This is a genomic window from Rhodoplanes sp. P11, assembly GCF_964266735.1.
Classification (GTDB): Bacteria; Pseudomonadota; Alphaproteobacteria; order Rhizobiales; family Xanthobacteraceae; genus Rhodoplanes; species Rhodoplanes serenus.
Window position 1 is genome coordinate 92,241 of the sequence record NZ_CAXWGY010000001.1, and the last position, 15,650, is coordinate 107,890.

At 70.3% G+C, this 15,650-nt stretch carries 15 protein-coding genes; 7 read left to right on the top strand and 8 right to left on the bottom strand.

Annotation, left to right across the window (positions count from 1 at the left end):
- The first annotated feature begins 508 nt into the window (after positions 1 to 508).
- The 6 genes from ACFQUV_RS00430 (at position 509) to ACFQUV_RS00455 (ending at position 5,910) form a co-directional block, all read left to right on the top strand.
- Positions 509 to 1,087 carry a TetR/AcrR family transcriptional regulator gene (locus ACFQUV_RS00430; protein WP_244601518.1) on the top strand — a complete coding sequence of 193 codons (579 nt, stop codon included), beginning with the start codon at positions 509 to 511 and terminating at the stop codon, positions 1,085 to 1,087.
- Between the two features lie 280 nt (positions 1,088 to 1,367).
- Entirely contained in the window at positions 1,368 to 2,096 is a 729-nt protein-coding gene (locus tag ACFQUV_RS00435; RefSeq protein WP_244601522.1) for an ABC transporter permease, read from the top strand.
- A 22-nt stretch (positions 2,097 to 2,118) separates the two neighbouring features.
- Entirely contained in the window at positions 2,119 to 3,189 is a 1,071-nt protein-coding gene (locus tag ACFQUV_RS00440; RefSeq protein WP_129608504.1) for an NAD(P)-dependent oxidoreductase, read from the top strand.
- Complete coding sequence (locus tag ACFQUV_RS00445; protein WP_129608505.1) at positions 3,176 to 4,021, top strand: GNAT family N-acetyltransferase; 846 nt, start codon at positions 3,176 to 3,178, stop codon at positions 4,019 to 4,021. The genes ACFQUV_RS00440 and ACFQUV_RS00445 overlap by 14 nt, the downstream gene beginning before the upstream one ends.
- A gap of 57 nt (positions 4,022 to 4,078) precedes the next feature.
- Complete coding sequence (locus tag ACFQUV_RS00450) at positions 4,079 to 5,140, top strand: dihydrodipicolinate synthase family protein (protein WP_244601519.1); 1,062 nt, start codon at positions 4,079 to 4,081, stop codon at positions 5,138 to 5,140.
- Positions 5,128 to 5,910 (top strand): ABC transporter ATP-binding protein, encoded by a 783-nt coding sequence (locus tag ACFQUV_RS00455; protein WP_165363832.1) that lies wholly within the window; start codon positions 5,128 to 5,130, stop codon positions 5,908 to 5,910. Before ACFQUV_RS00450 ends, ACFQUV_RS00455 begins: the two co-directional genes overlap by 13 nt.
- A gap of 18 nt (positions 5,911 to 5,928) precedes the next feature.
- Here ACFQUV_RS00455 and ACFQUV_RS00460 read toward each other — a convergent pair whose 3' ends face one another.
- From ACFQUV_RS00460 to ACFQUV_RS00495, 8 genes are all read right to left on the bottom strand, one after another.
- Positions 5,929 to 7,065: an FUSC family protein gene (locus tag ACFQUV_RS00460; RefSeq protein WP_129608507.1), complete on the bottom strand. Its 1,137-nt coding sequence runs from the start codon at positions 7,063 to 7,065 to the stop codon at positions 5,929 to 5,931.
- Between the two features lie 201 nt (positions 7,066 to 7,266).
- Positions 7,267 to 7,833, bottom strand: coding sequence for a type 1 glutamine amidotransferase domain-containing protein (locus ACFQUV_RS00465; protein WP_129608508.1), 567 nt, complete (start codon positions 7,831 to 7,833; stop codon positions 7,267 to 7,269).
- A 331-nt stretch (positions 7,834 to 8,164) separates the two neighbouring features.
- Entirely contained in the window at positions 8,165 to 8,989 is an 825-nt protein-coding gene (locus ACFQUV_RS00470) for a sugar phosphate isomerase/epimerase (RefSeq protein ID WP_129608509.1), read from the bottom strand.
- A gap of 51 nt (positions 8,990 to 9,040) precedes the next feature.
- Entirely contained in the window at positions 9,041 to 9,868 is an 828-nt protein-coding gene (locus ACFQUV_RS00475) for a sugar phosphate isomerase/epimerase (RefSeq protein WP_165363833.1), read from the bottom strand.
- The gene (locus ACFQUV_RS00480; RefSeq protein ID WP_129608511.1) at positions 9,868 to 11,376 is read right to left on the bottom strand and encodes a tripartite tricarboxylate transporter permease; all 1,509 of its coding nucleotides are present in this window, start codon (positions 11,374 to 11,376) and stop codon (positions 9,868 to 9,870) included. The genes ACFQUV_RS00475 and ACFQUV_RS00480 overlap by 1 nt, the downstream gene beginning before the upstream one ends.
- 9 nt (positions 11,377 to 11,385) lie before the next feature.
- Positions 11,386 to 11,901 carry a tripartite tricarboxylate transporter TctB family protein gene (locus ACFQUV_RS00485; RefSeq protein WP_129608512.1) on the bottom strand — a complete coding sequence of 172 codons (516 nt, stop codon included), beginning with the start codon at positions 11,899 to 11,901 and terminating at the stop codon, positions 11,386 to 11,388.
- A gap of 72 nt (positions 11,902 to 11,973) precedes the next feature.
- Entirely contained in the window at positions 11,974 to 12,978 is a 1,005-nt protein-coding gene (locus ACFQUV_RS00490) for a tripartite tricarboxylate transporter substrate binding protein (protein ID WP_129608513.1), read from the bottom strand.
- A 174-nt stretch (positions 12,979 to 13,152) separates the two neighbouring features.
- Entirely contained in the window at positions 13,153 to 14,631 is a 1,479-nt protein-coding gene (locus ACFQUV_RS00495; protein ID WP_207211425.1) for a mandelate racemase, read from the bottom strand.
- 212 nt (positions 14,632 to 14,843) lie between these two features.
- Between ACFQUV_RS00495 and ACFQUV_RS00500 the strand changes: the two genes are divergently transcribed.
- On the top strand, positions 14,844 to 15,635 hold the full coding sequence (locus ACFQUV_RS00500) for an ABC transporter permease (protein WP_244601520.1): 792 nt from the start codon (positions 14,844 to 14,846) through the stop codon (positions 15,633 to 15,635).
- The last annotated feature ends 15 nt before the right edge of the window (positions 15,636 to 15,650 follow it).

The window sequence follows — 15,650 nt, forward strand, 5'->3', positions numbered from 1 at the left end:
GCGAAGCCGCGAACCCGGACCCCAGCGCAACACGTCATCCCGCGGCAAACTTCGGACTCTCGGCTGGATTCCGGACAGCCGCTTCGCGGCGTCCGGAACGGCCACGGAATGGATCACCCGGATCTCGTATCACTCCGCCGGAGGAGCCTCGCGCTCCGGCACGGCTTGTGAGGCCGCCACGGAATCGGTACCAACGAGGTGACAGCGCGTCAATGAACATTCAACTGGCTGGTTGGTTCGGATGGCGAGGCGACGGAGCGGCCCCGGCGGCGAGATCGGGCGAGGCGACGGCAGGCGAGGCGACGGCGCAGCATCGGCCGGGGGCACGCGCGCGCGCACCAAGCAGGGCGGTCCAAAGCAGGCCAGCACTAAGCAGGCCGGCGCCACGCGCCGCGACGCCGCGGCGCAAGCCCCGTCGTCCCGCAGCATCGCCCCTTGCAAGACCGAAGCCTCCCCGTCGCGGCCGGCCCGCCGAACCCGCGACCCTGCGGCGACGCGCCGCGCCCTCTTGGCCGCCGCCCGCACCGAGTTCGCCGCCAAGGGCCTCGCCGGCGCCCGTGTCGACGAGATCGCGGCCCGCGCCGGGGTGAACAAGCAGCTCGTCTATCATCACTTCGGCGACAAGGACGCGCTCTATCTCGCGGTGCTGGAATGGCTCTACGACGAGATCCGTGCCGCCGAGCGCACCGTCGATCTCGCCGGCATGGCGCCCGCCGAGGCGATCGCGCATCTGATCGGCATCTCGTTCGATCACCTCGCGGCCCATCCGGACTTCGTGTCGATCCTCACCGACGAGAACCGCCACGGCGCCGTGCATGTGCGCCGCTCCGGCAAGCTGCCGACCATGCATTCGCCGCTGATCGCGCTGATCGCCGCGACCCTCGACAAGGGCGTCGCGGCCGGCGTCTTCCGGCCCGGCGTCGATCCGCTCCAGCTCTATGTCTCGATCGCGGCGCTCGGCTACTTCTACTTCTCCAACGCCGCCACGCTGTCGACCATCTTCAAGCGCCGGCTCGACAGCCGGGCCGCGGTGGCGACGCGCCGCGCCCACGTGGTCGATCTGGTGATGAACGCCCTGCGGCCGTGACGCCTATCAACCAGACGGTTGATATGGGGCGCGGGCCGCGCTACATCTGAAGGCCGACGCCCGTGCGACGGGCGGCCGAACGAGAGGACGGCCGGTGAACGCGGATCGTACAGGCGACGTACCGAATCCTTCTGCCGCCACGGCGACCGTCGATGCCGCGGGCGCCGGCGCGATCGACGCGGGCGTGCTCGACGCCGGCGTGCTCGACGACGGTGCGCCGCCGGGTGGTGACCCCTCCCGCGCCGCCGCCACCCGCGCGGCCCTCGCCAAGACCGCCACGGTGATCGCCGTCCATCTCGGCGTCGTCCTCGTCTGGCAGCTCGCCGTCGACCTGTTCGCGATTCCCGCCTTCGTGCTGCCGTCGCCGCGCGCCACCCTGGCGACGCTCGCGCAGCCGCACTATGCCTGGCTTCCGAACGTGACGGTGACCGCGATCGAGATCTTCGGCGGGTATCTGCTCGGCGTCGTGGTCGGCGTCGTCTGCGCCGTCGCCTTCTCGTGGTTCCGGCTGATCGCCGTGATCCTGCTGCCCTTGTTCGTCACCCTCAACATGGTGCCCAAGGTGGCGCTCGGGCCGCTGATCATCGTCTGGTTCAGCTACGGCATCGTGCCCAATATCCTGATCGCCTTCTCGATCTGCTTTTTCCCGATCCTGCTGACGACGGCCCGCGGCCTGAGCGAGGTCGATCCCGACCTGCTCGATCTCGTCCGCTCGCTGAAGGGATCGCGCTGGCAGCTCTTCCAGAAGATTCAGCTTCCCGGCGCCCTGCCCTACCTGTTCTCGGGCATGAAGGTCGGCGCCATCCTGGCCGTCGCCGGTGCCACGGTCGGCGAGTTCATCGCCTCGGAACGCGGCCTCGGCTACCTGATGATCCAGGTTCAGGCCGGACTCGACACCGCCGGCATGCTGATGGCCGTCATCCTGCTGACGCTCATCGGCGTCGTCCTCTACGGGCTGGTGCTCCTGCTCGAACGTCTGGTCGTCGTGCGCGACGCCCGCATCCAATGATGCTTCATCCAGTGAGGCCCGCATGACCGCCCCTCCGTCCGTCACGCCGCCCGTCGCGCCACTGCTCGACGACGGCCTGCCCGCGCGCATCGCCGATCTCGCGGCGCTCGACGATCTGCTGTGCCGGCCGACGCGGGCGCTGATCGACGATCTGGCGCAGGTCGACGGCGATATCCTGGTGCTCGGCGTCGGCGGCAAGATGGGGCCGACGGTGGCGGGGCTCGCCAAGGCGGCGGCGCCGGCCAAGCGGGTGATCGGCGTCGCCCGCTTCAGCGAGCCGGGCCTGCGCGAGAGCCTGGAGGCCCGCGGCATCGAGACGCTCGCCTGCGATCTGCTCGACGAGGCCGCCGTCGCGGCGCTGCCCGAGGTCGCCAACGTCATCTTCATGGCGGGTCGTAAGTTCGGCGCGGAGGGCGATCTCGCCCTCACCTGGGCGATGAACGTTTACAGCCCCGCCGTGGTGGCGCGCCGCTTCGCCCGCTCGCGCATCGTCGCCTTCTCGACCGGCTGCGTCTATCCGTTCGTGCCGGTCGACGGCGGCGGCGCCGGCGAGGCGACCCCGCTCGATCCGCCCGGCGAATACGCCCAGTCCTGCGTCGGCCGCGAGCGCCTGTTCTCCTACTTCTCGGCGCTGCACGGCACGCCGGGCCGGCTGTTCCGCCTCAACTACGCGATCGACATGCGTTACGGCGTGCTGCACGACATCGCCGCCAAGATCGCGGCGGGGCAGCCGATCGACGTCACCATGGGCCATGTCAACGTGATCTGGCAGGGCGACGCCGCCGCGCAGGCGCTGCGCTGCCTGCGCCACGCCACCACGCCGACCAGCCCGATCAATGTGAGCGGACCCGAGACGCTGTCGGTGCGCAGCCTCGCCGAGGCTCTGGGACAGCGTCTCGGCCGCGTCCCGGCGATCACCGGGCAGGAGGCGGCGACCGCCTGGCTCACCGACACCCGCGCGGCGCAAGAGCTGTTCGGGCAGCCCGTGGTCGGCATCGAGCCCATGCTGGACTGGACCGCCGACTGGGTCGGGCGGGCGATGCCGAGCCTCGGCAAGGCGACCAAGTTCGAGGTGCGAGATGGGCGCTATTGACCTCGGCGCCATGACGCCGCTCGCGCCGCACGAGACGCGCGCCGCGCTGGCGCTGTCCGACGAGGCGCGGTGGAACCAGACGGCGGACGACTGGACACTGTTCCGCACCCGCGGGCGGGTGCTGGCGATGCGGGCGGACGACCGGCTGGTCGCCACCGCGGCGCTGCTGCCCTACGCGCCGCTCGGGGAAGCGCCGCGCATCGCCTGGATCAGCATGGTGCTGGTGACGGCGACCTGGCGTCGCCACGGCCTCGCCTCGGCGCTGCTGCACCGCTGCATCGAGACCGCCGAGGCCGAGGGCGTGACGCCGCTGCTCGACGCGACGCCGCAGGGCGCCGCCGTCTACGGGCCGCTCGGCTTCGTGCCGGTCATCGATCTCGTGCGGCTGCGGCGGACGCGGCCCGCGACCGACGAGCGACCCGGCGAAACTGCCATCGACCCGGCCGGCCGCGACGTGCTGCTCGCCCTCGATCGGCGCGCCCTGGCGGCCGACCGCGCGGCGCTGATCGACGACATCCTGGCGCGGCCCGGCACCGTGCTGCACGCCCGGCCGGGGGCCGCCTGCCTGGTGCGGGCCGGCCGCTGCGCCCGCCATATCGGCCCGCTCTACGCCGAGGACGAGGCCGCCGCGGCGGACCTGCTCGACGCGGTGATCGCCCGTGAGCCGGGACCGCTGATCGTCGATCTGGTGGCGCGGCGGGCCGACCTGCGGGCACGCCTCGCCGCGCATGGCTTCGTCGAGGAGCGGCCGTTGCAGCGGATGGTGCGGGGCGAGGCCCCGCGCGGCGACACGGCGATCGCCATGGCGATCGCCGGGCCGGAGTTCGGGTGAGCGGAACGCCGCAGCGGCTCTGCGGCAGCGCCGCCGACACGAGGAACGAGAAGCACCATGAGCCTGCATCGATCCCGGCTCGACCCCGACATCCTCCGTCTCCTGGCGGAGGGCACCGTCATTCCGGCGCATCCGCTGGCGCTGACCGAGGCGCGCACGCTCGACACCCGCCGCCAGCGCGCCCTCACCCGCTACTATGTCGATGCCGGCGCCGGCGGCCTCGCGGTCGGGGTCCACACCACCCAGTTCGCCATCCGCGACGTCGGGCTGTACGAGCCGGTGCTACGGCTCGCCGCCGAGACGGCGCGGGCGTGGACCGAGCGGCCGCTGGTGATGATCGCGGGGCTCGCCGGCGACACCGCCCAGGCGGTCGACGAGGCGCGAACCGCGGTGGCGCTCGGCTATCACGCCGGCCTGCTGAGCCTCGCGGCTCTGAAGGGGCGCGACGAGGACGCGATCGTCGCCCACTGCGAGGCGGTGGCGGCCGAGATCCCGCTGGTCGGCTTCTATCTCCAGGTGGCGGTCGGCGGCTTGCGGCTCTCGGCCGACTTCTGGCGGCGCTTCGCGGCCATCGACAATGTCGTCGCCATCAAGATGGCGCCGTTCGACCGCTACCGCACGCTGGACGTGATCCGCGGCGTCGCCGAGGCCGGCGCGCTCGACCGCGTCACCCTCTACACCGGCAACGACGATCACATCGTGCTCGACCTGGTGCTGCCGTTCGATGTGCGGATCGGCGGCCGCACCGTGCGGGCCACCATCAAGGGCGGCCTGCTCGGCCACTGGTCGGTGTGGACCGCGAGCGCCGTGGCGCTGTTCGAGCGCTGCCGGGCGGCGCGCGCCGCCGGCACCGTCGACGCCGATCTGCTCGCCCTCGACTCGCGCGTCACCGACTGCAACGCCGCCTTCTTCGACGTCGCCAATGCGTTCCACGGCTGCATCGCCGGCTGCCACGAGGTGCTGCGCCGCCAGGGCCTCCTGGCCGGCACCTGGTGCCTGGACCCGGGCGAAGGGCTCGGGCCGGGCCAGGCCGAAGCCATCGACCGCGTGCTGCGCGAGCACGCCGATCTGTCCGACGACGCCTTCGTGCGCGCCAACCTGGAGCGGTGGCTGGCATGAGCGAGCCGTTCATCACGCTGAAAAACGTCCGCAAGGTCTATGGCCGCGGCCGCACCGCCCATCTCGCCGTCTCGGACGTCACCATGGAGGTGGCGGAGGGCGAGCTGGTGTCGCTGGTCGGCCCGTCCGGCTGCGGCAAGTCGACGGTACTGAAGATCCTGGCTGGCCTGCACGGCCACGAGAGCGGCATCGTCCAGATCGGCAACAGCACCACGCGCTTCGATCCCGGCCGCGACGTCGGCATGATCTTTCAGCAGGCGCTGCTGCTCAAGTGGCGCACCGTGCTGGACAACGTTTTGCTGCCGGCCGAGATCATCGGCCTGCCCCGCCGGGCGAGCCGCGAGCGCGCCCGCGACCTCCTCGCCATGGTCGGCCTCGCCGGCTACGAGGACAAGTATCCGCAGCAGCTCTCGGGCGGCATGCAGCAGCGCTGCGCCATCGCCCGCGCCCTCGTCCACGATCCCAAGCTGATCCTCGCTGACGAGCCGTTCGGGGCGCTGGACGCCATCACGCGCGAGCAGATGCAGCTCGAGCTGCAACGGATCTGGCGGCAGAGCCGCAAGACCATCGTGTTCGTCACCCACGACATCGGCGAGGCGATCTTTCTCGGAACCCACTGCGCCGTGCTGACGGCGCGGCCGGCCCGCATGGCGGAGTTCTTCCCGATCGAACTGCCGCAGCCGCGCGCCTTCGACGTCAAGACCACCGATGCGTTCGCGCAGTATGCCCGCCGGGTCTATGCCCGGCTGGGCTTCTTCGGCGGGCACTGAGGCCCGCCGAGCAGTCGATCAACGGGCGTCGACATTGGCGTCCGCGATGGTCTCGCGGAACGACTCCCAGCCGGCCCGGCCGAACGCCATCACGGCGCCGACCAGCGCCAGGCCGCAGCCCAGCATGATGTCCTCCAGCCGCTCGACGATCAACGCCGTCACCGAGCGCGGATCGGGCAGCGCCAGCCGGAAGGCGATCAGCAGCATCACGGCGATCAGCGCGGTCTGTAGCCAGAACCGATGCGGGAAGAACAGCGGGATGGTGGGCGCGATGGCTATGGCGATCACCACCAGCGGCGCCGACGGCAGCGAGTGGATGAGCACCCAGGCGACCACCACCCCGATGGTGGTGCCGAACATGAACTCGACGATCCGCCGATAGGTGATCTCGGCACCCGGCTGCATCACGACGAGCGGCGCGATGGTGATCCAGATGGCGCGCGTCATGCCGAGCGCGATGCCGATCCACAGGCCGAGGGCGCCGACCACCGCATAGGCGACGGCGAAGCGCAGCCACTCGACGCGGCGGTCCAGCCGCGGCGGCACGAAGCCGTGCGGCATCGGCATCGCGCCGTGCCAAAGATGATCGACGGTGCGCACCACGCCGGCCACCACGACGGCGAGCGCCGCATAGAGATGGTGGTGCGGCTCGACGTCCGGGAAGCCGGCCGACAGGCCGAGCGAGATCGCGGCGTAGCGCGCCGCCAGATGCGGCCCCTTGCCGAACTCGGTGAGCCAGCCGGCGAAGAACAGCGCCAGGCCGAACACCAGCCAGAACGGATCGGCATAGCCGCGCAGATGGGTGCCGATGGTGGTGCCGACCAGCATGCCGAGCGCGATCTGGGCGAGGATCAGCAGCCGCGCGCCGAGGCCGCGTTCGTCCTCGTCGGCGAAGCCGCACATCATGCCGACCAGCGCGCCCATGACGGCGCCGCGCGGATCGCCGATCAGCGTGCCGGCCGCGAACGGGATGCCGATCGAGACGAGGAACAGCCAGGAGCGCCGGCGCCCGGGCCCATCCGGCACGGCACGGCGGGAGAGATCGCGGGCGGCGTGCCAGGCCCGCCGGTAGGTGAAGCGAGGGACGGACGATTGCGGCCGGCGCGCGTGCGTCGGCACCAGCGCGCGATCGGAGACGGAAGGACGAACGGACATGGGGGAGATCGGAACTCGGACTCGTATTGCGGTCTTCAGGAACGCGAGACCGACCCGCCGCGAGGCAAGCGGCCGGCACACGTCATGGTGGTTACGGAGACGACGACGGCGGCCCGGAGACCGGGCCGCCGCGACCGTCTTGGGTTCGATTGATGCAGTGCACCTACCACCGGATCGGGGCAGGATTATGAAGGTGGCGCCTTACTCGGCCGCGGTGCGCGCGTGGCGGCCTTCGCCGAACTCCTCGATCATCTTGCGGTTGAAGGCCGGGATGTCCTGCGGCTTCCGCGAGGTGACGAGTCCTTGATCGACCACCACCTCCTGGTCGACCCATTTCGCGCCGGCGTTGCGCAGATCGGTTTGCAACGACGGCCAGGACGTCACCGTCCGCCCCTTGGCGATGCCCGAATCGATCAGCATCCAGGGACCGTGGCAGATCGCGGCGACCGGCTTGCCGGTCTTGCCGAAGTGACGCACGAAGTCGACCGCCTTCGGCTCCAGCCGCAGTGCGTCCGGGTTGATCACGCCGCCGGGCAGCAGCAGGGCCGCGTAGTCGTCCGGCCGCGCCTCGTCCAACGTGCGGTCGACCGCCACCGTGTCGGCCTTGTCGTGATGGTTGAAGCCCTGGATGCGGCCCGCCTTGGGGGATACCACCTGGACCTCGGCGCCGCTCTCGCGCAACGCCTTCACCGGCTCGGTCAGCTCCACTTGCTCGAATCCGTCGGTGGCCAGCACCGCCACCTTGCAGCCTTTCAGCGTGTTCGCCATGGGTTGATCTCCTGTGTCGGGGGAGACGCGGGTCCGCGGGGGCTCACCGGCACGAACGGCCGTCGATCGATCCGCCGTGGCGGCCGGAACGGGCCGGCACCGACGGCACCGGCCGACGACGGTACCGGACGACGACGCGCGAGGTGGCGCGAGCCCCGCTCGCGGTGCCCGCTCACCCTCACCGTCGCTGTTCGCTCGAACAGGCTGCGCCCCCGCGGGCGCGCCGGATGCGCCGGTCACGTCCGGCCTGCGCCGGCGCGATCGGCGCCTGCCGGGTGAACGCATCGCGGCGGCGCTGGTTCGCACCGATGGCGTATGTCGCGTCGCCGGCTCAGCAGACGGTGGCGAAGCGCTCCAGGCAGGTCGCCAGCACCTCGTCGCCGGGCCGCTTCCACCAGTTCTCGGCCGAGAAGATCTCGACCTCGTGGAAGCCGGCATAGCCGGCGTTCTCGATCATCTGGCCGATCGCCGGCAGGTCGATGACGCCGTCGCCCATCATGCCGCGATCGAGCAGGAGATCGCGGGTCGGCACCAGCCAGTCGCAGATGTGATAGGCGAGAATGCGCTTGTCGCGGCCGGCGCGGGCGATCTGGGCGGCGAGATCGGGGTCCCACCAGACGTGGTAGGCGTCGATGGCGACGCCGACGTCGGGGCCGAGCCGATCGCAGAGATCGAGCGCCTGGCCGAGCGTGTTCACGCAGGCGCGATCGCCCGCATACATCGGGTGCAGCGGCTCGATGGCGAGCGGCACCCCGACGGCGCGGGCGTGCGGCAGTACCGCCGCCATGCCTTCGGCCACCATCTCGCGGGCGCCGGCGAGATCGCGCGAGCCGGGCGGCAGGCCGCCCACCACCAGCACCAGGCACTGGGCGCCCAGCGTGGCGGCCTCGTCGAGGGCACGGCGATTGTCGTCGATGGCGGCGAGCCGCCCGTCCCGATCGGCCGACGGGAACATGCCGCCGCGGCAATAGCCGGTGACCGTCATACCATGGTCGCGGATGACCTTGGCGGAGTCGGCGAGGCCGTAGCCGGCCACCTGATCGCGCCACGGATCGACGGCGCGGATGCCATGGCGGGCGCAGGCGGCGACCGCCTCGCCCAGGTTCCACTGCTGGCGCACCGTGGCGAGATTGACGGACAGACCTTGGTTGGGCATCGCTGATCCTGGACTGAAGGAGGGCGGCGGGTCGCCGGCCGCGGCGGCGCCTCAGCCGACCGCTTGCAAAATACCGCGCAGAAAACCGACGGCGCGCGCCGCACAGGCCGGGCCGTCGGGGATGTAGACGAAAGGCTCGATCGCCGCATCGGCGGAATAGCGGGTCTCGCGCAACGCCGCGACGATCGGCGCGACGGGGAGGTCCCCCTCGCCCGGCCCGCGCCGGTTCGGGTCGTTGAAGTGGACGTGACCGACGAGGCCGGTCGGAACCCAGCGGCGGATCAGATCGGGGATCGGCTCCGCCTCGCTCACCGCCGCGGACGAGCAGTCGATCATCGTCCGCAGCGCCGGGCTGCCGACCGCACGAACGATCGCGACCGCCTGCTCCACCGTGTTGATGCAGTTGGTCTGCGCCGGCGACAGCGGCTCGATGCAGTAGACGACACCGGCCGCCGCGGCGGCCGCGGCGGCCACCGCGAAGGCGTCGGCGGCGCGCTTCGTTCCCTCGGCCTCGGCGCCGGGATCGAGCCGGCGTTGATCGGGCGAGCCATGCACCAGCACGGTCGCGCCGAGATCGTGAGCCAGCTCGCACAGACCCCGCATCACGTCGAGGCTCCCGGCCCGCACGGCCGGATCGGCCGTGGTGATCGACAGCCCGGCCGGCGCACGCATCAGATAGTGCAGGCCCGTGATGGCGATGCCGGCATCGGCTGCGGCCTGCCGCAACGCGGCGCGCTCCGCCGCCGGCATCCGGTGCGGCGCGTCCGACACCGTGAAGGGAGCCAGCTCGACGCCGTCGTAGCCGACCGCGCGGGCGAAATCGCACTGCGCCGCGAACGGCAGCGCCGCGATCACCTCGTTGCACAACGAGAGGCGCATCACGCCTTGTCCCATCCCATCAGCCGGGCAAAGCCGCGCTGCACGCCGGGAATCGCCGCGACGATGACGAGCGCGGTCGTCACCCACAGGATGGCGCTGATCGGCCGGGTGAAGAACGGCGTGAAGTCGCCGTCGGCCAGCACCAACGCACGGCGCAGGCTCTTGTCCAGGATGTCGCCGAGGATGAGGCCGAGCACCAGGGGAGCCATCGGGTACTTCATCTCGCGCAGGATGAAGCCGAGCACGCCGAAGAACAACGTCACGTAGATGTCGAACAGCCGCAGCGTGATGGCGTATGGACCGATGATGCACAGCACGAACACGACCGGCATCAGCCGCTCGCGCGGAACCCGCAGGATCTTGAGAAGCGGCCGGGTGAGCGCGATGCCGAACACCGCCATCGCGATGGTGGCGAGCACCACCATCCACACCACCTGGAACACGAAGTCCGGCGACTCGATCATGATCATCGGGCCGGGCCGCATGCCGTGGATCAGCATGGCGGCGAGCAGCACGGCGGCCGGCGCCGAGCCGGGCACCGCGAGCGTCAGGGCCGGGATGATGGCCCCGGGAATGGCAGCGTTGTTGCCGGTCTCGGCGGCGCACAGGCCCTCCTTGGAGCCCTTGCCGAACTGGTCCTTCTCCTTGCTGGCGCGACGCGCCGCCGCGTAGGAAATCCAGGCACCGATGTCCTCGCCGACCCCGGGGATGATGCCAACCGCGGTGCCGATGACGCCGGAGCGGACGACGGTGCGCTTGTACTTCCAGAGATCGCTTAGCCGCGGGATGACGTGGTCGACGACGCCGGTCGCCATCTCGGCCGCACGGTTGCGCATCACGGTGAGGATCTCGGCCACCCCGAAGGTGCCGACCAGCGCCGGGATCAGGGCGATGCCTCCGGACAGCTCCGACCAGCCGAAGGTGAACCGCTCCTCGGCGTGGATGCCCTCCTGACCGATCATCGCGACGAACAAGCCGATGAAGCCGGCGATCCAGCCCTTCATGGCGTCTTCGAACGAGCACATCTGGCCGGCGATCACGATACCGAAAATGGCGAGCCAGAAGTACTCGTAGGACTGGAAGCCGAGCGCGACCTCGGCGAGTGCCGGGGCGATGATGGCAAGGAACAGGACGCCGATCAGGGTGCCGATCGCCGACGACGTCGTGGCCAACCCCATCGCCTCGCCGGCGCGGCCGGCACGCGCGAGCGGAAAGCCGTCGAGCGTCGTCGCTGCATTGGCCGGTGTGCCGGGAATGTTGAGCAGGATGGCGGAGCGCGAGCCGCCGTAGATGGCCCCCACGTAACAGGAGATCAGCACCAGGATCGCCTGCTCGGGCGCCATCTTGTAGGTCAGCGTGGTCAGCAGCGCGACGCCCATGGTTGCGGTCAGGCCGGGCAGCGCCCCGATGATGATCCCGACCAGGGTGGCCCAGGCGACATTGAAGAGGGTGCCGAAATTGGCGAACGTCTCGAACGCCGCGAAGAGGTGGACAATTCCATCCAACATGACGATCCTCTAGGGCAGGCGCACGAGAAACAACGTCTCGAACATGAACGGGATGACCGCCGCCGCCAGGAACGCGATCGCCGCCGCGATTGCGAGCTTGCGGAGCCGCACCGGCGCGAGGTCGGCCCTGTCCCATTCGAACACTGCGATGAAGGTGAAGACGAACAGTGCGGTCGCCAGCCAGAACGGCGTGTGTCCGACCAGCACGACCGCATAGATGAAGCAGAGAACCGCGCATACGGACAGGCGCCAGCGAGCGGCGCGGCGCTCGTCCGGGGTCATGTCGTCGAGCGGAAGCTGCGGCCCGAACGCGCCGGAGAACACGGAGCGAAGCGCCAGGACGCCCCCGAGCACGGCGATGATGATGCCGAGCATGCCCGGCACGACACCAGGCGCCGTCCACGGATTGATGCTGCGCTCTTCGAGCCGCGGCATCCCATATGATTCGGCGAAGGCTGCGATTCCAAACACCACCAGGACAACGCCGGTGATGAGATCGGCGCGGGCGAGAGGTCGAGTTGCCATGGATCCTCGCTAGAGGCAGCAGACGGAAGACGGACCGGGCGCCGGCCCGGCCCGCTTCGTCAAGAGACGATATCAGGGCCTTGGAATGCCCACGGTCTCAGGATTGACCTTGCCTTCCTTGCGGTCCCACATGCCCCAGGCGAACTCCTGGACGGCCGGCATGACGGCGGCCTTGGCGGCGTCGCCGAACACCGGGGCCACGATGGCGCCGCGGCTGGTCGCATACTTCTTCAGCGCCTCGGAGTTGGCGATCTTGTCGGCCCAAATCATCTCGAGGGTCTTGACAACCTCGGCGGGAACGCCCTTCGGCACGAAGATGCCGAAGTAGTTGTCGGTCGCCTTGAAGGCCGGGAGCTGCGACGAGACGGTCGGAATCTCGCCGACGCCTTCGAGCTGGAGCGCCTTGGTGCTGAACACGGCGAGCGGCCGCAGCCGCTTGGCCCGCAGCATCTCGGCCTGCTCGACCGCGAGCTGGGTGGTGGCCTCGGTCTCGCCGCCGGCGACGGCGATAACCGCCGGGTTGCCGCCGTCATAGGTCACCTGGCGGGCCTGGACGCCGGCCGCCTGCGAGAAGGCGCCGAGCGCGGCGCCGCCCGACGAGTTGATGCCGGCGGTCGCCACGGTGACGCCGTTCGGCTTGGCCTTCATGGCCTTCACCAGGTCGTCGAGGGTTTTGTAGGGCGTCGCGGCATTGACGCTGATCACCGAGGCGTTGATCACGCCGAGGAAGAGATGCCAGTCGTCGAGCTTGGTGTTCAGGAGGCCCGTCACCGCATAGGTGCCGGCGTCTTTCGCGGCACCCGAAGCCCAGGTGTAGCCGTCCTTGGCCCCCTCCAACACCGACTTGGTGCCGATCGAGCCGGAGGCGCCGGGCTGGTTGACGATCACGACCGTCTGGCCGAGCGCACCTTCGATCTCCTTGGCCAGGAGACGGACGACCTGATCGGTCGAGCCGCCGGCGCCCCACGGCACCACCACGGTGACGGGCTTGGTCGGCTTCCACGGATAGGTCTGTGCATCGGCGACGCCGGTCACGGCGAGGATCGCCGCGGCGGCCGCGAGCAAGGTTCGTTTCATGCGAAGTCTCTCCCTGATCATCGATGGGCTGAGGTCATCGATCATTTCGGCGGACGGATCGTGCTTCTGCCGGGGCCGTGAGAAAAGGCGGGAGCCCCGGCCGGGAGACCGGCGGCCCGCCCCGGCCGCCGGCAGAGGAGCGATTGCGCCGGATGCAGGTTGGCATGGCGCGCCTCACATCGGCATGGGGCGCATCGACGCCCAATCCGGCATGGCGCCGACCGCGAGGCCGGGCACCGCGGCGAGCGAGCCGAGCGCAACCGCACCGCCCCGGATGGCGAGGCGCACCCGGCCGTGGCTGCGGGCATAGAGGTCCGGATGGGCGGCGAGAACGCGCGCCTGCTCCTCCTCGCTCGCCCCCGCCATGCCGTCGACATAGTGATGGCCGTTGCGCTCGACATGACGGACCCCGACCAGGGTGGCGAGCGCCAGATCCTGCTGCACCGCGACGCCGGCCTGGGTGGTGAGGTCCTCGGCCGACATGAAGAAGCGTCCGTCGCGGCCGGCGGCGCGCTCCGCGGCGTTCCAGTGCGCGACGCGCGCCCGATTGAGCAGGGCGCGGTAGATGCCCTTGCAGGACTTGGCCGAGACGCCGCGATAGCCGAGCGCCCGCGCCCGCGGGAACACGTCGATGTCACAGTCCGATTCATCCACCTCCACCGGCACCAGATCGGCGAGCGCGTGGACCGGCTCGGAGAGCGCCCGCGCCCGGGTGATCGGCTGCTCGATATGCAGCGTGGAGGCGACCAGCCGGGCGAGCCGGGGCTCCTCGCCCATGCGCCGCCACAGCGCCACCGCGGCCTCGACGGTCTGGTACTGCTCGTTGCCGTCGAGGGTGACGACATAAGGATCACTGATGCGATCGAGCACCGCCGCGATGCCACACAGACGATTGATGTCGGCGCCCGCGTCGCCCGACACCTTGAGCTTGAAATGCCGGTGGCCATACGCTTCGATCACCTCCTCGAGACTCTCGGGCAGACCGTCGTCGAGGTGGTGGCCGAGGGTTTCGGCCCGGGTGAGCGCGTCGACCATGCCGACGGTGTGGCGCACGAAGATCGACGGCGACGGCGCGAGGCCGCGCAGGAAGCCGTCGAGATCGAAGCCGGCGAGATCGGGTGCCGGGCGTGTGGTGAGGCCGATCCGATTGGCCGCCACCAGAGCGAAGGCGGGGGCGCGGTCAAGCCGGGCGAGGGCGTCCAGGATGGCGCGATCGAGCTCGGCGAGCCCGAAGGAGGCGACGAGATCGTTGAGACCGGCCGCCGCGCAGGCCGCCCGGTAGCTGGGCTCGAGGCCGGCCGAGAGGCCGAAGGCGGTGTCGGGCCCCGCCGCGAGATAGTGATCGCGCGCCATCGCGAGGGCGCGCCGAAGCTGGTCGAAGTTGTCCTCGTTGGAGAGGTCGGGCGACTTGTCGAACCACTTGGGCACCAGGAGCTCGGCCGTGATCCCCTCGCCCTCGCGGCCGTCGGCGGTGCGGACCCGCACCCGGACGAACGCCTGCGGCGCCTCCCGCAGGGTCACCACGCCGAACCGGAACGGCAGCCGCAGCCGCACCGGGCGCTCCAGGAACGTCGCCTCCAGAACCCGGAGCTTCGGCGCGTCGGGCGCGACCGCGGCCCGGGACACGACGCTGTCGCTGCTCGCTGCTGTCATGATCGCTCCCTGGCCCCCTGCTCCGGCCGGCACCGCGGCCCCTTCGCTCTGGTATCATGCTCTGGTCGCAGGGCAGGGTCGTCCGGCCGGCCGAATTTGCGCGAACGACTTGACCCCATGACGGCCGGCTCCTTTAATTAATAACCGGATGGTTACATCCGGGACGGCACCCTCGCAAGGTACTTCGGCAAGGACATCGGATGAGGTCGGCCATGCGGAGATTGCAGACGATCCTACAGGCGCCGTGGCTGCGCCCGCTGATCTTCCTGGTCGTTCTGATAGCCCTGTGGGACGTCGCCATCCGGGTGTTCAACATCCCGCCGTACCAGGTGCCGGCCCCGATCGACGTGGTCCACACCCTGTGGGCCGAGTGGCCCAAGCTCCTGGCGGAAGCCTGGCCGACCACGCAGGCCACGGTCTGGGGCTTCCTCCTGTCGGCGGTGTTCGGCATCCCGGTCGCCATGTTGATCGCCAGCTCGCGCACCGTCGAGAGCTATGTCTACCCGCTGCTGGTCTTCTCGCAGTCGATTCCGAAGATCGCCATCGCGCCGCTGTTCGTCGTGTGGTTCGGCTTCGGCATGCTGCCGAAGGTGCTGTCGGCGTTCCTGCTCGGCTTCTTCCCGGTGGTGGTGTCGGCCGTGCAGGGCTTCAAGTCGGTGGAGCCCGACATGCTCGATCTCGCCCGCGCCATGGAGGCCAGCCGGCTTCAGATCTTCCGCATGGTGAGCCTTCCCTATGCGATGCCGGCGATCTTCTCGGGCCTCAAGGTGTCGATCACGCTGGCCGTGGTGGGCGCCGTGGTGGGCGAGTTCGTCGGCTCCAACTCGGGGATCGGCTACGTGCTGCAACGCTCGATCGGCAACTTCGAGCTGCCGACCATGTTCGCCGCCCTGGTCGTCCTCGCGCTGATCGGGGTGATTCTGTTCTGGATTCTCGACCTCATCGAACGCCTGGTGATCCCCTGGCATGCCAGCCAGCGCCAGGACCTCATCGTGGCCGCGTGATCGAGCCCATCATCG